We start from the raw sequence: 25,006 nt of genomic DNA on the forward strand, positions 1-25,006 counted from the left end.
AACAATAACGGTTCTACTGTTATGGAAGATACAATGAAAGAGCTGTACGAAGGTGCAGCTCTTTCTAATTTATGCAAAAGAGGGTTATTTTTATGGAGCAATCTCAGGAACTTTCCAAAGCATTAGAAGAACTTACACGGGCAACCGGCATCGCTTTGGATATTCACATACAACCGGAAGCTTCCAAAGAGAAGATAGACGAGTCAATCCGGCAGATTCGTTCTCTTTGTGCTGCTTATAAAGAGAAGTATAACAAGAATTATTTTTTGTTAAATCTCATGACAGGTACTGCACAGGATTGCGAGATTAGGGAACGTGCCGCCAGATTACATATTCGTGCTGTAAAACCTCGTTATCTTTTTTTGCTCGAATCCTCAAAAAAAATGGATGAAACAGTTACAGAAGTATTGAAACAGTTGTTTCCATTTCAAGAGAAAATATATCTCGTTCCTGTAAATGAATTTCAACTTGCAATGCTTTATCCGGTAAAAGATGGCTGCACATTCAAAGATATTCACGATCTGGCACATACCATGATCGATACTCTGAGTATGGAAGCGCTGACTCATGTACAGATTGCCTACAGCGATCTTATTCCCGATCTGCACGCCCTGCCTTCTGCTTATAAACAGACTGCGCTTGCATTGAGAGTTGGTAAACTTTTTTATTCAGAACAATCTGTATTTCCTTTTAACAAGTTAGGGCTTGGACGATTGATTCACGAGTTGCCCGAAAAACTTTGCGAAGATTTTCTTTTTGAGATATTCGGTGATATAACTTCCGAACATTTAGATAAGGACACTTTAGCTGCCATCGACAAATTCTTCCAGAACAACCTGAACATTGCAGAAACTGCACGACAGCTTCATATGCATCGCAATACACTTATTTACCGACTGGAACAAGTCGAAAAAAGAACAGGTCTTGACCTTCGTCAGTTCGAGGACGCTATGACCTTTAAAATTGCGATTATGATACTGAATTACTTACAATCAGAAAGGAATGTTTCACATGAATGATAATTTTCATGAACAACTTATAACAAAAAAACAAAAAGGAAATCCGTTAGTTATTCGCATCATCGTTGTAGTTTTCATAATTTTATTTTTAACGATCGGTGCTCTGTTTCTAGGATTTCTGTCTATTATCATCGCTGTAGTACTTGGTGTTACTGCTTATTTTTACATTTTCCCAAATCTTAGTGTTGAGTATGAGTATTCACTGGTCAACCATGAACTGGATATCACCGCAATTTACAGCAAGTCAAAAAGAAAAGAACTCTGCTCTTTTGATATCAAAGAAGCTGAAATGATTGCCCCAAAAGGATCCAGTAAGCTTGCTTCTTTTAAGCCAGTAAAAACCTGCGATTATACTTCCGGAGAGGGAAATGCGGCAATTTATTCCATCATTATTTTTCTAAATCAGCAGATGTATCATATTCTGATTGAGCCTGACGAAGAAATGATTGCCGGAATCCGGCCGTGGATGGGATCAAAATTTTCACAGTTTTAACTTAATTGGGGACGTAGCATTTTAAAAGTTTACTACGTCCCCATCTGCGATTAACGATGTCCCCAATTGAGCTGCTTACTGCATCTCTCCCTGTAGAGTTTCAATTGCTTTATTCAACTGATTATCTGCTTCCGGATTGTTTTCATCTGCCTGATAATCAATTGCTACATCCGGTGTAATTCCTTTTCCATCAATGTCCTGACCTTTTGCCGTAAAGTATTTGGCAATTGTAAGTTTCACACAAGTTCCGTCTTTCAAATCAAAGATCTGCTGTACAACACCTTTTCCATAAGTTTGCGTTCCCACAATTGCACCCAGATCATAATCCTGAATCGCACCTGCAAAAATCTCAGAAGCACTGGCGCTATATTGATTTACAAGAACAGTCATTGGAATATCGATTTGATGCTCTTCATCTGATGTAAAGTCTTCTTCTTTTCCGCTTTTGTCTTGAGTATATACAATCTTTCCTTCTGGAAGAATCTCATCTAATATTTTACACACAATACTCAGACTTCCGCCTGGATTACTTCTCAAATCTACGACCATTCCTTTCATTCCCTGGCTTTTCAGGTCATTATAGGCATTCTTATATTGGTCGTATGTCACGGAATCAAATTCTGTAATTCTAAGATACCCAATTCCATTATCCAGCATCTTAGAGCTTACTGTTGGATACTCAATCGTATCGCGGGTCGCTGTTACTGCAACCTCTTCTCTGTCGTCACCTCTAAGAACTGTCAAATTAACATCCGTTCCCTTTTCTCCTTTTATCTTACTGACGACTTCTGTCAGATCTTTTCCTGTCACTTCCTCATCTTCTACTTTATAGAGAATATCATTATCCTTCATTCCAGCCTGTTCTGCAGGTGAACCTTCATATACCTGACTGATGGTAATGATTCCAGTCTCCTTATTCTGCGACATCACCGCACCAATACCGTCATATTCTCCATCTGTAGATTCCTGAAAACTCTTCGTAGCTTCTTCATCATAATATACAGAATACGGATCATTCAATCCGGCAATGTATCCTTCGTAAATTCCCTGCTGAAGTTCATCTTGATCTACATCTTTCAGATAATACTGGTTAATCAAAGATTCCAGTTTTTCCAGCTTTTTATCGGTCTCTGAACTGATTGCTTCTGTTGTATCTTTCTCTCCACTGTTGCTGTCTTTTGCTTTTAATCCACATGATACCAGTCCTGCTGCCAATAACATGGCAAGGGCGCCACAAAGCGCCCCCTGTAAAAATCCTTTTTTATTTTTCATATTTTTAGTCCCGTCTGTCTTAAATTCAATTTGATTCAAGAATGCCTCTGCAATCCTGCCAGAGGCTTATTTTTCTACAAGTAATTCATCGGATTTACCGGTGTTCCATTGTTCATCACCTGAAAATGCAGATGCGGTCCCGTAGAGTTTCCTGTTGTTCCTACTTGCCCGATATTCTGTCCTTTACTGACCTTCTGTCCTGCTGATACAAAAATTGTATTGCAGTGCATATAATAAGTCAGAAGTCCATTTCCATGGTTAATAATAATCAAATTTCCAGCCTTACCACTGTAACCTGCTGAAGTTACAGTTCCGGCTGCTGCCGCATAAATCGGTGTTCCAGTTGATGCTGCAAAATCAACTCCTTTGTGATTTGTACTGGCCCCGGCAAGTGGCGCATTACGATATCCAAATGTGCTGGAAATACGACTATATCCCGGACAAGGATGCGTAAACATTCCATTTCCGCTGACTACAGCTCCTCCCGCACTTCCACTATTATTGTTCTTCTTTGCTGCTGCAGCTGCGGCTTCTTTTTCTTTCTGTTTTCTTGCCGCCTCTTCTGCGGCCGCCTGCAGTTCTGCAAGCTTTTGATTCGTCTGCTCCAGCTCTCCGCTGATACTTGAAATCTCGCTTTCCTTGCTTGCTTTCAAGCTCTCGACATTCGTTTGCTTTGCAATCAGATCATTCTGCAAGTCTTCTAGTTTTGCATACTCCTCTTCCAGTGCAGCCTGCTGTTCCTGAACTTTCTTGCGAATCTGCTGATATGCCACCAATTGTTCTCTGTCATATGATGATATAGTGGAAATATATTCTGCATTATTTAAAAATTCGCTAATATCTTTTGACTGACATAAAATATCAACAAATTTAGTATTTCCATTCTCATACATATATTTGATACGCTTTTTCATACTCTCATATTGATCATTTTCCTGAGCCTGAGCCTCAAAAAGCTCCTCTTCTTTCTGCCCCAGCTCTTCTTCCTTCTGAGAAATCTGATTTTTCGTATCTTCCATCTCCGAAACAATTGCCATAAGCTGCGTTTCCAGTGACTTCTGTTCCGATTCTGCCGCTTCCTTCTGTTTTTGAAGTTCTTCAGCCTTTTGCTTCGTGTCATCAATCTCGGCAGCTCCTACTTGTGTCGACATCCCCAGGCATAATGTACCGATCAGTAAAGCACTGATAATTTTCTTCCCCTTTATCATATGTACCCCCTTATCAATTCAGTACGTATGTTATTATACTTTCAGATGTTTTCTGATTGTAAAGAAACTTCCTACAAAGCCGATTCCCACTCCCAAAAGAATTCCTACTGGCAAAAGTGTTCTATATACTTGTGTGACCGGAAGGAAATTAATGATATTCTGAAGAAGATGGAACTTCTCAAGAATATAGTGAATTGCCTTCTCATATACTAAGTACAGAATTCCAAGTGGAATCACAGCTCCGATTGCTCCGATGAGCAATCCTTCAAACACGAACGGTGCTCGGACAAATCCATCCTTCGCTCCGATATATTTCATAATAGCTATCTCTTCTCTTCTGACAGTAATACCCATGGTAACTGTATTACTGATCAGGAAAATAGATACCGCTAACAGAATTCCAATAATGGCAACTGATACATAACCTACCAGTTTATTTACACTGGTCAGCGTCTTCGCAACGACATCTGATTTATTGACTTTACGGACTCCATCCAGGCTTTCTGCAAAACTTACTACATCTTTCTGTTTGGAAACATCAGACATATATACTTCATAGTTATCAGAATTTGCAAGCGGATTATCATCTTTAAATCCTTCTGCTGCTTCTTCTGATCCCTGGAAATATTGCTTCTGGAACTTTGCCCATGCTTCATCAGGACTCACATAAGTGACGCTTAATACTCCGTCTTCATTCTTAAGCTGAGCTCCAATGTTATCTTTTTGTTCCTGTGTTGCTTCTTGATCAAAAAATACCGTAATGGCAACTCCCTCTTCTGCCTTCTGTACGATATAATTAAAATTCATAACAATAGAATAAAACAGGCCAAACAGGAAAATACAAGCTGACATAGTCGCAATAGATGCAATGGAAAACATCTTATTTCTCCCTATGTTCTTGACACCCTGCTTCATAGAATATCCAAAAGTACTAATTTTCATTATTATACCCACCTTTTTTCTCGTCGCTTACAATGACTCCCTTTTTCATCGTAACAACTCGCTTCTTCATCTCGTTTACAATTTCCTGATTATGAGTTACGACCAAAACGGTAGTTCCTCTGTCATTCGCCTCCTCCAAAAGCTTCATGATCTCCCATGAATTTGTCGGATCCAGATTTCCTGTAGGCTCGTCAGCGAGAAGAATCGCCGGTTCATTCACGATTGCTCTTGCAATCGCTACTCTTTGCTGCTCTCCACCGGATAACTCCTTTGGAAATGCTTTGTACTTCTGTGCAAGTCCCACCAGTGACAATGCTGCCGGTACTTTTTTCTTGATCACTCTTGCAGAGGTCTCTGTAACTCTCTGTGCAAAAGCAATATTCTCATAGATATTACGATCCTTTAAAAGTCTGAAATCCTGGAACACTACTCCAATATTTCTTCGGTACATCGGGACTTTTCTATGGCGCATGCGACCCAGATTATGTCCGTTCACAATAATAGTACCTGATGTAGGCTCCAGCTCCTTCATGATCAATTTGATAAGTGTTGACTTACCTGATCCACTGTCACCTACGATAAATACGAATTCGCCCTGCTCGATCTTAAGGTTGATGCCATTTAGCGCAGAGATTCCCTTCGAGTACTCTTTGGTTACGTCCTTTAATTCGATCATAGTTTCCTCCTAATTATTTAATACTCCATCGATTCCATATACTTCATATATTTCACTACCATAAGAGCGATTTTAAAAGTAATGGCATCCTCAAACACACGAAGATCAAGTCCTGTGCTCTTCTGAAGTTTATCCAGTCTGTATACAAGCGTATTACGATGAATATACAGTTGTCTGGATGTTTCTGATACATTCAGGTTGTTCTCAAAGAACTTATTAATAGTTGCTAATGTCTCTTCGTCGAAGTCATCTGGCGATTTCCCCTCAAAAATCTCACGGATGAACATCTTACAGAGTGGAATCGGCAACTGATAAATCAATCTTCCGATTCCAAGCGCACTGTAAGCAATAACATTTCTCTCACTGAAGAATATCTTACCTACATCAAGCGCCAGTTTCGCCTCTTTATAAGACTTAGATACTTCTTTGATATCATGTACGACGGTACCATATGCGATCAGGGCGTCTTCTTCCCCATTATCTTTCAACAGTGTCAGATAACCGTTCGCCATCTTTTCAAGTTCCTTGTGCCCGTCTTCAAGCTCAAGTTCCTTCACAATGATAATATTCTTCTCATCTACTGCTGTCACAAAATCTTTTGATTTGTTTCCCAGAAGATTACGTACGTTATCAAGAGCATTGCTGTCCTTCTCATGATCCGTCTCAATTATAAATACAACACGACGCACTTCTGTGTCAATATGTAATTTTTTGGCACGATTGTAAATATCTACAAGAAGCAGGTTATCCAAAAGCAGATTCTTAATGAAATTATCCTTGTCAAAACGCTCCTTATATGCAACTAACAGATTCTGGATCTGAAATGCTGCAATCTTTCCAACCATGTACACATCATCACTGCCACCATTCGCCAACAGCACATATTCCAACTGATGTTCTTCAAAGATCTTAAAAAACTGATATCCACGCACAACCTGGCTATCTGCCGGAGAATCCACAAAGGCCAGCACTTCTTCTTCATAATTCTCCTGTTCTGTCATCGTACTTGCAAGCGGTTTTCCATCTGTGTCCATCACACAGAAGTCAATTCTTGTAATTCCTTTCAATCCTTCAATTGTGTTTTGAAGTATCTGATTAGATATCATATCCATCTCCTCCACTCATATCAATATGCATTTTTCACAACAAAGTACCCCGCTTTTTAGTAAAAGAGCATATTCTCAAATTCTATATTAATATATTTTAACAAAAAAATAAAGAGAAAACTACAGTTTTTTTGTTAGTTTCCTCTTTTTTTACTCTTTTCAATTTCCTTCTTAAAAATCTGTTTCATAAAAAACTGACCGATTCTGCCCCCACCAATACCTTTCGCCGCCACTGGAATTCCATCTTTTCCAAGTCCAAGCCATACTCTTGCATTCATTACATTACGATTCTTGGAAATCAGTTCTTCCTGCAGCGGTGAAGAAAGTGCCGACAAGACACAATCTACTTCCTCGCCATTAATCGCATTGATCAGCATATCATCTGCCCGATTCTTTGCAGATACCTTCGCCATACCTACAATCTGGGTCCCTCTGTAATACTCTTCAAAATGTCCGAACATCTTCTGTCCTTCTTCTTCCGATTCCACCAAAAGATATACCCGCTTATGCTTTCTTGCCAGATATCTTAAAAACATCTTTAAAAATGTCTTATCTTGCGTCTCTCGCAAACACTTGTGATCTGTAATCTCTGCTGCTTCCAGAATTGTCTTGTTACCAGCCAGTATAAGATCGAAATTCTCGATCTCTTCTTTTAACTCAGCCTCTGTTCCCAGTTCCATAAGACTTTCTATCGTCACAAGTTCGATTACACTCACCAGATCCGATTCCATATAAGCAAGCGCTTCCTGCATAGCTTCTTTTGCTGTAAAATTATCAATGGATATATCTAAAACACTTATCTTTTTGCTCATAATCTCACTCATATTTGTCAACATCTTGTAGCTGTTCGATTATAGCAAACGATCCTTTGTTTTTCAAGGTTTCTTGTAAAATGTTCACATTTGTTAATATTCGTAATATTTTTTGTAATATTTTTGTTACTTCTTACTTCGATTTTTCCTTTTTCTGGCAAGTATTCCACCAATTCTCCCGGTTTCTTTTGATGACAACGATTTCCAACCGTCTTTCATAACCCTATCTAAAAGTCCTAACTCATCGGCTATCTCATATTTCATCTTCTCTTCTTCTGTAAGCTGATCCAGACGAACTGGTGTATCCTTCTTTTTTGCCATGGCAAACTCCTTTCCTTCCTATGACCGAAACATATTTTTCTACACCAGTATTGTTAACACATCTGTATTTCTTATTCGCCAAAGCATTTACCTTCGGCTTATTTTTTCACATTCCCTATGATTTTTCTGCCTGAAATTGAACATTTACCTCCCCAACTCCACATTCAATTGACATGGTCTTATCGGACTGATTTTCAATCTGATATTCACTTCCAATCTCCGTAAATTCTCTTTCACCACACACAATACTTCCTATGTCGCAATTCAGATCATAATTATAATCTTTCTCATTACCGATGGCAGTAAAGTTAATCTCTCCGACGCCACTTTCAAGATCTGCATCTCCCAGTGTCTTTCCGAGCGCTTCGATCAGCCCCATATCACAATTCATTGTCAGATCATTTGTCAGAAAAGACTCCACTTGAACCTCACCGGCATCTACATCTATATCTAAATCTTCTGTATGGATATCTTCTATATAAATGCTGCCTGCACTCAGATTCATCTCTACTTCTTCCAACTTATAGCCTTCTGGAATATAAATATATATTTTTGCATCTTGTGCATGATTTCGCGCGTAAATCCAGTTCCAGACTTTTTTATTTGTTGTAATATTTAATACTCCCTCTTCTTCATAACACTTAAACTTAAGACTTTTGGATATTTTTTGTGTTTCTACAGTAATCTCCTGCTGTTCTTTTGGTGCTTTTAATATTTTTATCTCGCCTGTTGCTATGTCAAGATCCAATTCTCGGATGCCCTGATAGCTTTCCTGAATATTCGGACTATAAGTCTCTTTTATTGGAGCACGTTCTTTCACTATTTCCATCGTTGCGCCCATTCCCAGTCCAATGCCCAAAAGTGCAATACCGACTACCAACGTAATACCACAGGTCAGCCAGAATATTTTCCATCCTTTTTTCATCTTCACGCTACCACCTTTCTATGAGAAATCTTTCCCCAGAGGTACTTCATTCCCTTTGCCAGTCCACGAAGTACTACTTCACAGAGTTTTCCAAATCCTACTGTTGCAATCACACCAAGAACCATTATGATCAGACCGCTGCCAATCAATGCCAATCCTGCGGCTGTCTGTGGCAGAAGTATAACGGAACCGGATATTACCAGCGAAATTCCTACAATTGCAATGGCAGCCCCGGCAATAACCAATGCAAATACTCCAACAATGATAGTTAACACCATTGCCAGTCCTGCAGCCAGAATACCTCCGATAATTGGAATCAAGACCGGTCCTATAATTATCGCAAGAGCCACAATTAAAACAATTTTTCCAATACGGGCATTTTTCTTTTTCTGATCATCTGATGTCCCATACTGATATTCCGATGACTGCTTATTCTCCTGATGATTCATCTGATATTGCTGTCCTGCTGACTGATATTCTTCCTGCTGACCATGCGTTGTATTTTCCGTCTTGCCTTTTAAATCTGCTTTTATATTCTCTGCCACTTCCTCCGGAGCGCCAAATTCCCGGATAACCTGTTCTTCATTCTCTTCGCCGGCCTCATCAAAATAATCGTTATAATACTTCATAGCATCTCTTCGTTCTACTTCAGGAATGTCCTGTAAAAGCGATGCTAGTTTTGTCATATATTCAATTCGGTTCATTACTTCTCACCCCCTGCAAATAACTGATTGATCTTGTTCGTATATTGTGTCCATTCTGTCCGATACATATCAAACTTTTCCCTTCCTGCCAAAGTCACCTTATAATATCTTCGATTGCGCCCATCGTATTGTCTGTCGTACACTTCAAGACAACCATCTTTTTGGAGTCTTCGAAGAACTGGATAGAGGGTTGATTCAGACACTTCTATTGTCTCCCGCACATCCTGTGTAATCTTATAACCATAAGTGCCTTCCTCCGTCCGTGACACAACTGCCAGAACAATCGCATCTAAAAGAGCCGCACCTGTATTAAAGACCATTTCACCACACCCTTTCTGCAAAATCTGGATTTACCTAAAAATTGTTATGCAATTATCTTTACAGATTCGCTATATTATTTCGTTTCATATATTATATGCCGTATAATATATGCTTTTGTATATTATACAGCATATAATATTATAAGTCAAGAGAACGCAGACACAAAAGTTGAATAACCTGCATTTTAACAGATATTTTCAATAAAAACAGCATCAAGTGCATATTCTACGCGACTTCTACACAATGGAGATGAAACTCTTAACATCATAGAGGCCTCTGCCGAATATGATGTTTGTTTTTAGAGGTTCATCATAATTCCCTGTGTGGGGAGCTTAGAATATGCACTTGATGCATCCTTTTTAGTAATTAATATTTGTTAAGACAAACTGCAGGCTTCCCCCAGTGTAAAAGAGTACAGCACCTTTTCTTTCACTTTCTTCCCGGTGATCTGTTCCAGTGCCCTGCCATAGTAATCTAGCTGAGCATGGTATTTTTCCACCAGTTCTTCTATCTTATATACTTTGTCTGTCTTGTAATCCAGTACGACCAGTCCGTCTTCTTCCTCAAAGTACACATCTATGATTCCCTGTACAAGAGCAAAGTCGCCTTCCGGCTCATCTTTATATAATTCCTGCTCTGGTATCCCAAGAACAAACGGCTGTTCTTTCCACAGTTTTCCACAATCTGCACTTGTTCTCATTCGTTTTCCCACAGAGCTATCAAGAAATCCCAACACATCGGCTGTCTGGACGGAATCTGCCATTTCTCGCGTCATTCGCCCTTGTTCTACAAATGTGTTTATCTCTGCCTCCAGTGTCTGCCTATCATACATTTTTTCAAAATCAAGAAGTTCCATGACGCGGTGATAAGCAGTTCCTCGCGGAGCTCCGGTCAGCGTTTCTTCTTCTGTCATAAATTTAGGAAGAAGCGGTACAACTTCCGGTTCTTCAAAAACTACTTCTCCCAAAGCATTTTCCTCATTGTCAAGTTCTGCCTGATAAGCCATTTTTTTTAGCTCAGATACTGTAAATTTCATCTTTCTGGCATGACTTTTTGGATAAGGATACTGATATGCGAACTGTTCTTCTAATGTCTGTCTTACATTTGCATCATATTCTGCTGAAGTGTCCCATCTTCGTAATATTTCTTCCTGTATTCTTCCGGATACTTCCGTCTCCACCTCATCACGGACAATCTCTTCTAGCAACACTTCTTCGAAAGTGACCGGTATCTCTTCTGGTATATATGCAAGTGCCGGTATGATCCAGTCCAGATATTGAATAGCACTACTTCTCTGTGCAAAAGTCAGTGTCTTTGCCATTTTTGTCTCTAGATTATCACAGGTTCCTGTAATAATCAGCTTTTCCTTTGCTCTTGTCAGTGCAACATAAAGCACACGAAGTTCTTCTCCTAAATTATCAAGCTTCGCTTCTTTTTGAATCACTTTTTTTACCAGACTTGGAATTTTCGTTCTTCTATCTAAGTCTACTACATCCATACCGACTCCTAGTCTGGCATGAATGATCACCTGTCCTGCAAGATCCGTCACATTGAATTTTTTACCAGTTCCTGCTACAAACACGATTGGAAACTCCAGTCCTTTACTTTTATGAATCGTCATGACACGGACTGTGTCTGACTGCTCATCTTCCAGACTTGCCTCACCATAATCCACTTCAAATTTCTGAAGCTGCTCAATATAACGCACAAAATGAAAGAGTCCTTTATAGCTGGAAGACTGAAATGCCTGCGCTTTTGTAATCAGCATTTCTACATTTGCCGCACGCTGCGCGCCTCCCGGCATTGCTGAAATAAACTGACCATACCCGGTTTGTGTCAGAATGCTCCGTAGAAGTTCATGGATTGGTGTATAAGGAACAATTTCCCGGAAATCATTCATTTTTCCATAGCAATGTTTGAGTTTCTCACATATTACTGTATCTTCTCCGTTTTCCAGATAATTTTCTACCGCCTGGTAAAATGGAATTTCAAAAGCTTCAGAACTTCGGATCACTGCCATTTCTTGTTCGTTCAGTCCACAAAATGCCGACATAAGAACCGCCGCCAGTGGAATATCCTGTTTCCGATTATCCAGCACTCTCAGATAATCCAGAAGCACACCGATTTCCTGCGTTGCAAAATATCCTTCTTTTGTACCTGAAAATGCCGGAATCCCTTCCCGATTCAGTTCCTGTACAAATATGTCAGCAATCCCCTTCACACTTCTTGTAAGAATGACAATATCGGAATATCTTGCCGGACGCAGCTTTCCTGTCTTCTTATCCAGAACCTTCTGCTCTGCAATCAGCCTGCGGATCCGGCTTGCAATCATCCGGGCTTCCATCTCCTGTTTGGATGCTTTTATGGAACGGTCATATTTTTTCAATTCTGTATTTAATACAAGTACTTCTGTTTCACACCCCGGATTTTCAGGATATTCTGCACCCACATACAATGCCGCCTTGTCATCGTAATCAATTTCTCCAAGATTCCGCATCATAATCTGCCGAAAAATGTAATTCACACTGTCCAGTACTTCTTTTCGACTCCGGAAGTTTTTATGAAGATCAATCCTTTGTTTTGGTCCTTTTTCCAAATCATACGTGTCAAATTTTTCCATAAAAAGCTCTGGTCTGGACAGCCGGAAGCTATAAATACTCTGCTTGACATCTCCCACCATAAAAATATTATATTTTCCTTTCGAAACACCGGAAATACTGGTCAGAATCGTCTCCTGGATCAGATTACTATCTTGATATTCGTCAATCATAATCTCCCGGAACTGATCCTGATATTCCTTTGCAACCTCAGAAGGTTCAAACCCTTTTTCTGTTTTTTTTGCCAGGATCTGAAGTGCAAACTGCTCCATATCTGAAAAATCAATAACATTTTCCTGGCGCTTCTTTGCGTCAAATCTTTGCGAAAAACATTTTACCAGGCCCACCAATTCTTCCATATAAGGAAGACATATCTGCATATCTGCTGCCATTTCTTCCGGTTTCTGATAAAAATAATCTTTCTTCAGACCACTGACAATTTCCTTCACCTGCTCACGAAGATCCTTAACTGCTTCTATTTTTTCTTTCGATACAGTCTTATCTCTGCATGATGCGAACCTGCTCCACTCTACATTCTGGATGCGCCCAGACAGCTCATTATAATTTTTTGCACTTAAGAGCTCTCTTATTGTCTGAGCATCCAGCTTCAAAGCCTCTTCATACACAGCCGGGCCATCTATTTCCAGACTAATTTGCGTTGCCTGTTCATTCAATAGTTTTGCTTCTTCCAGGTAGGCTTTCGCCCAGGTTACAATTTTGTTTCCATAATCACTTTTTTCCAGATCTTCTGCACAGTCGACTCTATATGCATCAACACATGAATCAAGCCAGCCCTCTCCGTCTGGATAGCTCCGGCTGTAATCGTAAGCCTTCTCAATCATTTCTTCTAGCTTTTTATCATTTCTTCTTCCACCATAGGCATTAGAAAACCGCAAGAACCGCTCTTCTTTTTGCGCGTACTTTTCTTCCAGCAGTTCATCTAATACATCATGCCGCAAAAGTTTCAGTTCTCCTTCTTCTGCAGTACGGAAACCTGGATCAATGTCAATTACATGAAAATGATCACGGATCACAGAAAGACAGAAACTGTGAATTGTTGTAATCTGCGCATTGTGGATCAAAGTCGCCTGTCTTTTCAGATGTTCATTTTCCGGATTCTCTTCTAATGCCTTTTCAATGGCACCCCGGATTCGTTCTTTCATCTCACCTGCCGCTGCTTCTGTAAATGTTACAATCAGAAGTTCGTCCACATTGACCGGGTGTTCCTCATCAGTCAGCATGGTAATAATACGCTCTACCAACACTGCTGTCTTTCCCGAACCTGCTGCTGCAGACACAAGAATATTGCGGTCCCGAAGATCAATGACCTGTTGCTGCTGTTTTGTCCACTTTACTCCCATGAGCCCGTTCCTTTCTCCTGCTCCTTTTCATGATCGTCCCGATTCATGTTCTCTTTGACTGCATCTGCTTCCATGGCTGCTATCACCTCTGACTGTGTCATCTCAAAAATATCCCGATATTTGTATCCCGGTATTTTCTGGTCAAAACCACAGATATGCCGGTATGCACAATAATCACAGCCACTCTCCTGTTTTCTCCGGTATGGAAATGCCGCAACTTCTCCACTTAATATTTTTCGATGTACCTTTAATACTTTTCCCAGGGCATGGCGCATCATCACTTCAAATTCCTGCTCCGATGCAACTTTTGAATTTTTTGACAGACTACCATTTTTATTATATTTCACAGGAATGACAGCAGATTCTCCGGCCTGACAATGATCCAGATGCTCCAGTGTCTCATCTTTCAAATTCATCACACCATCCACCTTCAGCTCTTTTAGTACTTTCTGCCAGATTTCTTCTTCCTCTCCAACCACTTTCTTCTCCACAAGAGGATCATTTAACCGGTAATAAAAGACACCTGCCGGAATCACCTCACTGTCCGGGTAATGTTTTTGAGTCATTTTTACTGCTGCGTCCATATAGACCATAAGCTGAAGCTGGAGCCCGTGATATAAAGCCACCACATCAAAGGCCTTGCTCCCGGTCTTATAATCCAGAACCTTGACATAGACCTTGTCTTTGTCTTTGCACAGATCCACACGGTCAATCTTACCATTCTCAAAACGCATTTCATAAGCCACCGGCACAAAATCTCCTGCTTCTAGCTGCTTTGTAAGCGCCCATATGGTTCTCGTCAGAAGACGCTTCATGCGCTCAATCATATACTCGTTGCGCGCCGAACTGTAAAGCACCGAATTCCCATAGTCGGAAATGGCATGTTCCACACTATCGTCAATGTATTCCTGTCTTTTTTCTTCCTCTATCTCTGTCCAGGACAAATGCTCTTCTTTTAGCTTTCTGGAATAATACTCCAGGGCGCTGTGGCACACATTTCCCAGATCAATTGGTTGAAATTCGTATATCTGCCGCTCCCGAAGGCGCAGTCCATAAGTAAGAAAATGCGCAAATGCGCAGGCTGAAAACCGTTCAATTCTCGTGATACTGTCCTGAAAATGTTCTCCATAAAGCTGCTTAGCCACCTCTTTTGTCAGTCCATCTGCCGGCCGGGTATAAAATCCCGATTTCATAAGTTCTTCTACACGATACTGCCACTGTGGCTGTCTCTTGTACCAGGAATATAATTCCTGCCATTCCTGATCCATAGCGTTCCCGTCCTGAAATCCTCTGATAACTTTTTGCATACCAAGCCTGGGGGTCCACTCCTGGGCAGAAAATGCCTGTTTTTCTTCGTCTTCTATTTCCAGACCCGAAAATAATCTCTGCATCTCCTGGATCAGATATGATGGGCGGATACTTTTTCCGTCCGCGGAAACCTTGCTGTAATAAATATCCAATGTCTCAGAAGGTTTTGTCAGATTCATGTAAAGATAAAATTTCTGCTCGTACGCTTTCTCTTTACCTCCCGGTGACAGATGGATCTTTCCTGTTGCAAACTTATCCCTGTCGCGCTCTGTAAGAAGACCACTCCTTATTAATGCTCCCGGAAGAAATGTATCATTTGCCCCGACAAAAATAAGTGCTTTCATATCTTTTAATCTTGTACGTTGCATGTCTCCAACAACAACCTGATCAATTCCAGGTGGAATGACTCCGACTCTTGCTTCTTCAAGACCCGCGTCTAAAAGCTTCAGATATTCATCCATGGTCACCTTCTCATCACCAAGAAGTTCTACGAATTTATCAAATAGTTCAATCAAAATACGATAAACCTGACTGTATTCCTTGGCAAGCGCAAGTTCTCCTGCCTCTTGAAATGCTTCAGACTGACGCTGCAATTTTAACTGAAGTTCTTCTCTCACCATAAACTCATAAAGCGCCATTGTCACATCTTTGACTGTCTTGCTCCTTTGTCTTAATACATACACAAGCGTGTCCACCTTTTCCACAAGACGAACCCGGTTATGATTCAGAATTTCCAGATTTTCTTCTTCCATATATTTCGGGCGGCGGATCCAGCTCTCCTGCCATTTCTTATATCCACGGATTCCAAGTGCAATTACGTAATTTTCCAGTTCATCGACTTCACCATAAGTAAAACCACTAAGATTTGTTCTTAAGAAACGAAATACACTCTCATAACTGAAATTATCTTTCACCATATTCAGAAGACTCCGGATATATTCTACAAAAGAATTCAAAAGAATACTCCGCTTATGATCCATAAACACCGGAATTTCGTAGAGGTCAAATGCCTGTCCCAGGTCATCACCATACACCTCCATATTGCTTACAATAACTCCGATATCCCGGTAACGATATCCTTTTGTCCGAACCAGGTTCCGAACTCTTCCTGCTGCTTTCATCGCTTCTTCTCTTGGATTTCTGGCCACATGTACCTGGACCGCTCCCTGTCTTTCCTTATAACATTCTTTGCTATAGCGGAATATATTTCTCTCCAGAAACTCCATAGCCGAATTGTCACAGAATCGATAGAGTGGACGTTCGTACAGACACAATGGGTCTTCCACACTCACTTTTCTCTCTGCCGCAATCTGTATTAACGATGTCACGGTATGCTTGCCGAGTGCAAATAACTGATATGGGTGCTTATAAACGTACGGATTTTCCCGATCATCCATCGTTACAGTTACGATCACTTCCCGGCATACTTCAAGAAGTTCTCCAAGCAGCCGGTTCTGTACTGGTGTAAATCCTGTGAATCCGTCCAGAACAATCGTACTTTCTTTTAAAATATCCGAACCTTTCACTACACGGCAAAGTGCGTCCAGGAGTTCTTCTTTCGTGATAAATCTATCTTCCAGATATTTCTTAAAACCAATATACAGAACTTCCAGATCCTGAAGTTTATAATAAAGCCTTGAATTCTCCCCTGCTGCTGCTTTCATCTGCCTCAGTTCCTCTTCCCCAATATCGTACTGATCAAATTCTGAAAGCACTGATTTGACTTCGCTGATATAGCCAAGCTTTTTCATATTTCCCTTTAAGACTTTTAAATCCTTTTCATAATCACCGGCAATCTTTCGCAGAATCAGATTCTTTCCCTCATCATCCAACACCGGAAGGGCCTGCCCACCGGTCTCCTCAAAGATGCGGTAAGCAAGCCTCACAAAACTAAGTACATCGATATTCATAATTCCATGATTCGGATGTTGCATGACAAGATCCTTCTGCGTCTGCATCGTAAACTGCTCCGGTACAAGGACAATATACTGACGATCCGGGAACTTTACAGATTCCCGGATCACATAATCATATAATTGATAAGATTTTCCTGAGCCAGACGGCCCAAATACGAATTTTAAAGACATATCTCTCCTTCTTACAGGCTTCTTACAGGCTTCTTAAATTCTCCGTAAATTCACTGCTGAGCGTAATCTTTGCCACGTAGAATACATCTCCTGTCATAAAGACCGTTCCGTCATCTTCCACTTCCACCTGAAGATCTCCTCCCGGCATATGTACGATTACTTTGTTATTCGTCATACCAAGCTTATGTGCCACGGCTGCGGCTGCACATGCACCTGTTCCAGATGCCAGAGTATAGCCTGCACCACGTTCATAAATCTCAATAGCAATATTCTCTTTGTCGATGACTTTCATAATCTGTGTATTGATTCTGTGTGGAAAATACTTCGCACACTCGGAGTAATCACCAATCTTACATACAATATTCTTAGAGATTTCTCTCATCGGAATCACGCAGTGCGGATTACCGACACTTACACAAGTAACCGGATACAATGTCCTTCCGAATACCATATCTTCATTGATCACTTCTCTCTTCTCTCCTGTCACCGGAATTTCATCACTCCAGAAAGAAATCTTTCCCATAGAAACGCGGAGTCTGCTTCCGTCTTCATTTAAAAATGTAACTGCTGCCTCCCCATATCTGGTATATAATTTGAAATTCTTCTTTTGGATATAGCCTGCATCTTTTAAATATTTTGCAAAAATACGGACACCATTTCCACTTGTTTCAGATTCACTTCCATCCGGATTCCATACTTTGACATGCATGCCGTCTTCTTTTATAACCGGACCTTCCAGGACTCCATCTGCTCCAAGTCCTGCATTACGGTCACAAATCATCTTAACATTTCCCGGTGTCAGTTCCAGTTCATTTTTATTTGGATCAAATACTACATAATCATTGCTTAATCCATGATAACGCTCTAATACCACTTTCATAACATACCTCCGTTTTAAATCTTCAGACAATTTTCACTATTCTTATCATAACAGGCATCAATTTCTTTTTCAATGTATATAATGATTTTTCTGTCGTTTAAATGTATGAAAAAATGATACACTATAAAACATAATAAGATTTACCTGTTGACAACAATTTGCGGATAAATATCAGCAGGTACATATGCCGTAACCTGGATACCTTCTTCTGTATAATTCTCTTCCAGTAATTCTCCATATTTTCGAATAAGCTGGATCTTCCCGGCTTCACTGTACGGATATACTTCCTCTATATAAACCTTCTGCTGGCGAAGAAGCGCTTCAATCGTCTCCAGCAGATCCCCGAGTCCTGCTTTAGTCTTTGCAGATATTGAAACCGTATAGTCTGCCTTAAAATCTCGAATAACTGGCCTTCCTTCCAGTCGGTCCTGTTTATTAAATACGGTAATAATCGGTTTATCCTGGACTTTTAATCCCTGAAGTGTCTCATAAACAGTAAACATCTGCTCATCCGCCTGAGGATTCGAGGCATCAACCACATGCAGAATCATATCTGCATACTTTGCTTCCTCCAGTGTACTTTTGAATGCATCGATCAGATGATGTGGCAGTTTCCGGATAAACCCTACGGTATCTGTCAGAAGTATCTCCTGACCGCTTGGAAGCTTCAGACTTCTTGTCGTCGGGTCCAGTGTTGCAAACAACTTATCTTCCGCCAGAATATCTGCACCAGTCAAAGCGTTGAGAAGTGTTGACTTTCCGGCATTCGTATATCCCACGATTGCTGCGACCGGAATCCGGCTCTTTGCTCTTTTTTCTCTTGTCACTTCACGGTGTTGCTTTACACTCTTTAGCTCCCGATTCAGAAGTGCGATCCGATTTTTAATAAGACGTCTGTCCATCTCCAGCTTCTTTTCTCCCGGACCTCTCGTACCGATACCACCGCCAAGCCTTGACATGGCAGTTCCAAATCCGGCAAGTCTCGTCTGTCGGTACTTAAGCTGCGCCAGCTCAACCTGAATCTTTCCTTCACTGGTAGATGCTCTTGCGGCAAATATATCCAAAATAACCAGAGTCCGATCCATAACCTTTGCATCTAGTTCATCCTGGAGATTCTTCATCTGTGCCGGCGACAATTCATCATCACAGATAATTCCTGTTGCATCCAGCTCCCACAAAAGGCTTTTGATCTCATCAATCTTTCCCTTTCCGACATAAGTTCCCGGGTGTACCTGATCCCGGCTCTGCACAACTTTTCCTACTGTAACAGCACCGGCTGTCTTCGCAAGCTCACTTAGTTCTTCCAGTGAAGCATCGATATCCTCCTGCCCCGGAAGACATACCCCTACCAATATAACACGTTCTGTCTCTTTCTTTAATTCTATCATTTAAACTTCCCTTATCTGGTTTTTAAAAATTCTGCTTCTTTAGCAGCTTTCTCGTCATCTGGATATGCAGTCACATAATCTTCCAGTTTTGCTTTTGCATTGTCCCAGTCTTCCAGTTTTTCATAGCAGACTATTACATTAAACTGAATTTCCTGCTTCATATCGTCAGAACAATCTGAATGATCCAATGCTTTTTCATAATAAGAAATAGCATCTTCATAGTTTTCTGTCTGCATCTTACACACTGCCATCATATTACAGATTGTTCCTGTCTCCTTCGTTCCAGCTGAAACTGCATTTTCAAATGCAGCAAGCGCATCTTTGTATTTTTCCTGTTCATAATATGCAATTCCCAGTCCACGATAGGAATCTGCCACATTTTTCTTATCCTCTACTGCTTTCCGGAAATTCTCCTGTGCTGCTGCATAATCTTTATTTTCCAGACTTTCCACACCCTTTTTATATACATTCTGACCACAGCCGGCAAGCATCATGCACGCCAGTATCAGTGGTATAATTCTTTTATAACATTTCATGATTGTTGTCTTTTTTCCTCCTGTCTAAGCAGTATATCCTGCAACTCCTGCTGAATTAATCACTGCCAGTATCACCACGACCATCTCTACTAAAATTGCTTCCCACATACCAAAGTATCCAATAACTGCCATAAACAACACAAGTATCTTTACAAATACTGCAAATGTAATATTCTGTGAAACACTGCGCAGTGTCTCTTTTGCAATTTTCATCAAAGCTACTATTCCATGAAGGTCATCTTTTACAAGAATCACATCTGCTGCCTCAATTGCCGCTTCTGACCCGAGATTTCCCATGGCAATTCCTATATCTGCTCTCGCCAGCATCGGAGCATCGTTAATTCCATCACCGACACAGACCAGCTTCTCTGCCTCTCCCTGAATAGACATGAAATCTTCTAACTGTTCCAGTTTATCCTGCGGAAGTAAGTCCGTATAAACATAGTCCATATGAAGTTCGCGTCCAACCGCCCGTCCCGTCTTTTCTGTGTCTCCCGTCAGCATCACCAAAATTGCCCGATACTTTTCCTTCAGCCATGTAAGCGTCGCTTTTGCCTCTTCTTTCACCTGATCCTGAACGAGTACATATCCTGCATACTCTCTGCCCACACATACGTAGACGACTGTTCCCGGTTCATTAATTTCATCTACCAGCAGCTTTTTTGCATCCATCATACGACGGCTTCCAACATGCACTCTCTGTCCTTCATAGGTCGCACTGATTCCAAATCCAGGCTTTTCTTTTACGCTTCTGACACTGTCAGTATCCAACTCTTTTCCATATGCATCTGCCAGTGATTTTGCCAGTGGGTGATTGGAATAACTCTCCACATGAGCGACCAGCTTTAAAAGTTCTTCTTCTGTCATACCCACTGCTTTTATTCTTGCCACCCGGAACTCTCCTTGTGTCAAAGTTCCTGTTTTATCAAAGATAAATGTATCTGCTTTCACCAGACTTTCCAGAAAATTACCACCTTTGACCACAATTCCCTGTCTGGCTGCTGAAGCAATTCCACCCAAAAATGCAAGTGGTGCTGCCACTGCAAGCGCACATGGACATGCCACGATTATAAAAATAAGTCCTTTATATATCCATGTCTCCCAGTTTCCATAAGAAAATGTAGACGGCGGAATAACCATGATCAACACAGACAGCAATACCATGATCGGTGCATATACTTTGGAAAATCTCGTCACAAATGCTTCTTTTTGGGATTTACGGTTCTGCGCCTCCTCCACAGTTTCCATAATTCTTGAGACGATTGAATCCTTGTAAATTCTTGTCACTCGCGCTTCCAGCACACCGCTTTGATTAATGCAGCCACTGTAAATCTTATCCCCTTTATACACTTCCACTGGCATTGCCTCTCCTGTAATTGCCTTTGTATCTATAGTTGAGCTTCCAGCCAGAACAACCGCATCGACTGGAATTCGTTCTCCTGGTTTGATCACAATAATATGGCTCATCTTCAATTCCGAAGGATCTACCTGTACTTCCTGCCCTTTTACTTTACGAATAGCATATGTCGGTCTCAGATCGATCATCTTTGCAATAGATCTCTTTGTCCGGTCTGTCGCAATCTGTTCCGCAAGCATTCCAAGTTCAAACATAAGCATAACAATCACAGCTTCCATATATTTCCCTATGCCAAATGCTCCGATTGTTGCAAAGATAACTAATATATATTCTACCGGGAATCTCTTTTCCATAATCTCTTCACTCAGTTTCTGAAATGCTCCATATCCTGTCAGTAAATAGATTCCCAGAAATATTGCGAATTTTTCTTGATCGGACAGCATAAATCGGGCTGCCCCCCAGACAGCACCTGCATATACTATTATCCCCAATCCATAGACTATACATTTTCTCTTTAACTGCTTTTTCATAACTCTATTCCCACATTCTCTTTCTTATTTTGAGACTTGCATCTTTGCTTCGCCCAGATGCAGGAAAACGCTTTGGTCAGTCATCTCCCAACTGATATATCTTTTTATTCTGTAATATGCTCCATACCCTGACTGATAATAGACTGGATATGTCCATCTGCAAGCGAATAATAAACAGTCTTCCCGTCTCTTCGGTTCTTCACAAGTTTCATCTGCTTTAACATACGAAGCTGATGGGAGACTGCTGACTGTGTAACTCCCAGTATCTCCGCCAGATCACACACACACATCTCTGATTTTTGCAATACATACAGAATTTTCACTCTTGTTCCATCTGCAAATGCTTTATAAAAATCAGCCAGACTATTAAGCAGTTCTTCATCCGGCATCTGCTCCAAAGCCAGTTTTACGTTCTCATTATGAATACATGTCACATCGCAGCATTCAACTTCTGTCTTTCCCATATATTTCATCCTTTCAAACTACAGACTATCACGACCCGACTGTCATGTTTTTTGTAAGGCTTAAATCTTAAAAATTACAATTTTCAAAGCCAGACTATGCCTATACAAATGCCTGTTTATATTAATTATGCCAAATGGAGAAAACTATTTCAACCATTTGGCATAATTTAACACTTTTGTAATGTTATGTTATCGTTATTTTGTTTTCACATGCATTGCGCGGATGGAATTCAATACACATAGCATTGCTACACCTGTATCAGCAAATACTGCAAGCCACATATTCGCAAATCCAAGAAAACCAAGAATCATAACAATTGCTTTGATCACCAGCGCAAATACTACATTCTGAATTGCAATACTTCCTGTCTTCTTCGCAATCGCGATAGACTGTGGGATTGCTTCTACTGAAGAATTCATAAATACCACATCGGCCGCCTCTATTGCGGCATCTGCTCCGCTTCCCATTGCTGCTCCCACATCTGCACCAGCCAGTACCGGTGCATCATTAATTCCGTCTCCAACGAACATGACAGCACCGTGATTCTTACGAACGTTCTTTAGATGCTCCAGTTTTTCCTGTGGAAGAAGCTGTGCATAAACTTCATCAATTCCTGTCTCTTTTGCAACTGCCTGCGCGCTGTTCTTCTCATCACCAGTTAACATAACTGTTGCAATTCCAAGAGCTTTCATCTTAGTTACAGAAGCAGCTGCATCAGTCTTAATTTCATCTGCTACAATTACAAATCCTTCTAACACACCATCAACTGCCAGTAAGACTTCTGAGCCATAACCGCCTTTTTCGTATCCTGTCGTATCTACCTGATACATTTCCATCAGTGTATAATTTCCAAGGAGAACGGTTCCTTCCGGGAATGTTGCACGGATACCTTTACCGGAAATCTCTTCCACTTCTTTCGGTCTTGTAAACGTCAGATTCTGTCTTCTTGCTTCCTGAACAATGCTGACCGCAATTGGGTGTGTTGAACCAAGCTCACAGTCCGCCGCCATAGTCAGCACCTGTTTTTCTGTCAGTTTTCTTGTTGCCGTGACTTTCTGTACAGCAAAATTCCCCTTTGTGATGGTTCCTGTCTTATCCATAATGACTGCTTTAACATCTTTCAATGCCTCCATAGCCAAACCGCCTTTAAAGAGGATTCCTCTCTTAGATCCTGCTCCAATTCCCGAGAAGAAAGCCAATGGTACACTCAATACAAGTGCACACGGACAACTGATTACAAGAAATGTAATCGCTGTGTAAATCCAGTGATTCCAGTCTCCCGTTACAATGGAAGGGATAATTGCAGTAAGAACTGCTGCCACAACAACAACTGGCGTATAAACTCTCGCAAATCTTGTGATAAAACGATCGATCTTCGGCTTACTTGCCGCTGCATTTTCCACCGAATCAAGAATCTTTGTGACCATGGATTCGCTCAGTGGTTTTGTAACCTCAGCCTTTAATACACCTTGTTCATTGATACAACCGGAAATCAGTTCGTCTCCCGGAACAACTCTTACCGGTACCGGCTCTCCTGTGACCGGTGAAGTATCTACCCGGCTCTCACCCTCGATAACCTTTGCATCCAGCGGAATTCTGTCACCAGGACGGATCATAATAATATCTTTTACCCTTGCATCCTGTGATGGAATTTCTTTTACTTCGGAACCAACGACAAGATTAACAACTTCCGGGCGCATATCTACGGCATCCATAATCTGTCCACGGCTCTTTTCCACGGCAATATCTTCGAACAACTCTCCGATACGGTAGAACAGCATAACTCCGACTGCCTCTGCAAAATCACCAATCACAAACGCTGCAATTGTCGCAACTGCCATCAGAAAGTTTTCATCAAACAAATGTCCTCCCGCCATATTCTTCAGCGCTTTCATTACAATCTCAAGTCCAAGAAGTAAGTACGCAATAATGAAAATACATGCACTGATCATCGGATTCGGAAATGTTTTTTCTGCAATAATACCTGCGGCAAAAAGAATCGCTCCAGCTCCGACAAGTACTATATCCTTTTTATTCTCTTCAAACGGGTTCTTCTTCTCTCTTTTGATCGGCTGATCATCCGGCATTGCAACAACCTGTACTTCTGACTCGATAGAGGAACAGATTTCCTGAATCTTGGAAAGGAGATGCTCCTGATGATCTGATGCGACAACTAGTTTTTTTGTTGCATAAGTCAATGTTGCACCTTCAACTTCCGGTAACGCCTGAATCTTTCTCTCCATCTTAGCTGCACAGTTCGCACATCCAAGATTCTCCAAAATGTATGTCTTCTGCGCTACACCTGCCGGCATAACACAAGGCTCATGCTCCACTGCTTCATGATGATGTTCATGATCTTCATCATGGTGGTGATGATGTCCACAGCCGCATTCACACTCCTCATCATGGTGATGGTGCTCATGCTCCTGCTTATGGTCATGATGGTGTTCATGCTCTTCGTCATGGTGGTGATGATGTCCACAGCCGCATTCTTCCTCATGGTGGTGTTCATGCTCTTCGTCATGGTGATGATGTCCACAGCCGCAACCACATTCACACGCTTCCTCATGGTGATGGTGCTCGTGTAATTCTTTCTCCATATCTTTCATATATTTTATCCTCCTGCACGTCGTATTAATAATTGAGCATTTGTTCATATGTTTGTTTTAAATATATTCCTGATATGTCTGTTTGTCAA

Annotated in this window: 20 protein-coding genes; 2 read left to right on the forward strand and 18 right to left on the reverse strand. The window is 41.0% G+C overall.

Annotated features, from left to right (window positions below; translation table 11 throughout):
• Positions 1-92 precede the first annotated feature (92 nt).
• On the forward strand, positions 93-1,019 hold the full coding sequence (locus C7E02_RS06060; RefSeq protein WP_005337041.1) for a PucR family transcriptional regulator: 927 nt from the start codon (positions 93-95) through the stop codon (positions 1,017-1,019).
• Positions 1,012-1,512, forward strand: coding sequence for a hypothetical protein (locus C7E02_RS06065; protein WP_029730730.1), 501 nt, complete (start codon positions 1,012-1,014; stop codon positions 1,510-1,512). The genes C7E02_RS06060 and C7E02_RS06065 overlap by 8 nt, the downstream gene beginning before the upstream one ends.
• A 75-nt stretch (positions 1,513-1,587) precedes the next feature.
• Here C7E02_RS06065 and C7E02_RS06070 read toward each other — a convergent pair whose 3' ends face one another.
• From C7E02_RS06070 to C7E02_RS06155, 18 genes are all read right to left on the reverse strand, one after another.
• Positions 1,588-2,784, reverse strand: a complete 1,197-nt coding sequence (locus C7E02_RS06070; protein WP_044911722.1) for a S41 family peptidase — start codon at positions 2,782-2,784, stop codon at positions 1,588-1,590.
• Between the two features lie 74 nt (positions 2,785-2,858).
• The gene (locus C7E02_RS06075; protein ID WP_005337036.1) at positions 2,859-3,992 is read right to left on the reverse strand and encodes a murein hydrolase activator EnvC family protein; all 1,134 of its coding nucleotides are present in this window, start codon (positions 3,990-3,992) and stop codon (positions 2,859-2,861) included.
• Positions 3,993-4,025: 33 nt separating this feature from the next.
• Complete coding sequence (gene ftsX, locus C7E02_RS06080; RefSeq protein ID WP_005337034.1) at positions 4,026-4,934, reverse strand: permease-like cell division protein FtsX; 909 nt, start codon at positions 4,932-4,934, stop codon at positions 4,026-4,028.
• Positions 4,924-5,610 carry a cell division ATP-binding protein FtsE gene (ftsE, locus tag C7E02_RS06085; protein WP_005337032.1) on the reverse strand — a complete coding sequence of 229 codons (687 nt, stop codon included), beginning with the start codon at positions 5,608-5,610 and terminating at the stop codon, positions 4,924-4,926. Before ftsE ends, ftsX begins: the two co-directional genes overlap by 11 nt.
• A 17-nt stretch (positions 5,611-5,627) precedes the next feature.
• A complete protein-coding gene (locus tag C7E02_RS06090) occupies positions 5,628-6,716 on the reverse strand; it encodes a PucR family transcriptional regulator (RefSeq protein WP_005337030.1) in 1,089 nt (362 codons plus the stop codon).
• A 134-nt stretch (positions 6,717-6,850) separates the two neighbouring features.
• On the reverse strand, positions 6,851-7,528 hold the full coding sequence (locus C7E02_RS06095; protein ID WP_005337028.1) for a WecB/TagA/CpsF family glycosyltransferase: 678 nt from the start codon (positions 7,526-7,528) through the stop codon (positions 6,851-6,853).
• Positions 7,529-7,654: 126 nt separating this feature from the next.
• A complete protein-coding gene (locus tag C7E02_RS06100; RefSeq protein WP_005337026.1) occupies positions 7,655-7,849 on the reverse strand; it encodes a small, acid-soluble spore protein, alpha/beta type in 195 nt (64 codons plus the stop codon).
• Positions 7,850-7,964: 115 nt separating this feature from the next.
• A complete protein-coding gene (locus C7E02_RS06105; RefSeq protein WP_105309076.1) occupies positions 7,965-8,774 on the reverse strand; it encodes a DUF4097 family beta strand repeat-containing protein in 810 nt (269 codons plus the stop codon).
• A 2-nt stretch (positions 8,775-8,776) separates the two neighbouring features.
• Positions 8,777-9,478 carry a DUF1700 domain-containing protein gene (locus C7E02_RS06110; RefSeq protein WP_029730732.1) on the reverse strand — a complete coding sequence of 234 codons (702 nt, stop codon included), beginning with the start codon at positions 9,476-9,478 and terminating at the stop codon, positions 8,777-8,779.
• Positions 9,478-9,798 (reverse strand): PadR family transcriptional regulator, encoded by a 321-nt coding sequence (locus C7E02_RS06115; protein ID WP_029730733.1) that lies wholly within the window; start codon positions 9,796-9,798, stop codon positions 9,478-9,480. The genes C7E02_RS06110 and C7E02_RS06115 overlap by 1 nt, the downstream gene beginning before the upstream one ends.
• Before the next feature lie 377 nt (positions 9,799-10,175).
• Complete coding sequence (gene addA / locus C7E02_RS06120) at positions 10,176-13,757, reverse strand: helicase-exonuclease AddAB subunit AddA (protein WP_105309077.1); 3,582 nt, start codon at positions 13,755-13,757, stop codon at positions 10,176-10,178.
• Entirely contained in the window at positions 13,748-17,152 is a 3,405-nt protein-coding gene (addB, locus tag C7E02_RS06125; RefSeq protein WP_105309078.1) for a helicase-exonuclease AddAB subunit AddB, read from the reverse strand. The genes addA and addB overlap by 10 nt, the downstream gene beginning before the upstream one ends.
• A 22-nt stretch (positions 17,153-17,174) precedes the next feature.
• Complete coding sequence (gene dapF, locus C7E02_RS06130; RefSeq protein WP_005334513.1) at positions 17,175-18,032, reverse strand: diaminopimelate epimerase; 858 nt, start codon at positions 18,030-18,032, stop codon at positions 17,175-17,177.
• 140 nt (positions 18,033-18,172) lie between these two features.
• Entirely contained in the window at positions 18,173-19,420 is a 1,248-nt protein-coding gene (gene hflX, locus C7E02_RS06135) for a GTPase HflX (RefSeq protein ID WP_029730736.1), read from the reverse strand.
• A gap of 11 nt (positions 19,421-19,431) precedes the next feature.
• The gene (locus tag C7E02_RS06140; RefSeq protein WP_005337019.1) at positions 19,432-19,956 is read right to left on the reverse strand and encodes a tetratricopeptide repeat protein; all 525 of its coding nucleotides are present in this window, start codon (positions 19,954-19,956) and stop codon (positions 19,432-19,434) included.
• 24 nt (positions 19,957-19,980) lie between these two features.
• Positions 19,981-21,843, reverse strand: coding sequence for a heavy metal translocating P-type ATPase (locus C7E02_RS06145; RefSeq protein ID WP_029730738.1), 1,863 nt, complete (start codon positions 21,841-21,843; stop codon positions 19,981-19,983).
• Between the two features lie 104 nt (positions 21,844-21,947).
• Positions 21,948-22,307, reverse strand: a complete 360-nt coding sequence (locus C7E02_RS06150) for an ArsR/SmtB family transcription factor (protein WP_005337017.1) — start codon at positions 22,305-22,307, stop codon at positions 21,948-21,950.
• 195 nt (positions 22,308-22,502) lie between these two features.
• A complete protein-coding gene (locus C7E02_RS06155) occupies positions 22,503-24,917 on the reverse strand; it encodes a heavy metal translocating P-type ATPase (protein WP_242978761.1) in 2,415 nt (804 codons plus the stop codon).
• Between the last annotated feature and the right edge of the window lie 89 nt (positions 24,918-25,006).

The sequence above is a fragment of the Dorea sp. Marseille-P4042 genome (assembly GCF_900290215.1).
GTDB classification, from domain to species: Bacteria; Bacillota; Clostridia; order Lachnospirales; family Lachnospiraceae; genus Dorea; species Dorea formicigenerans.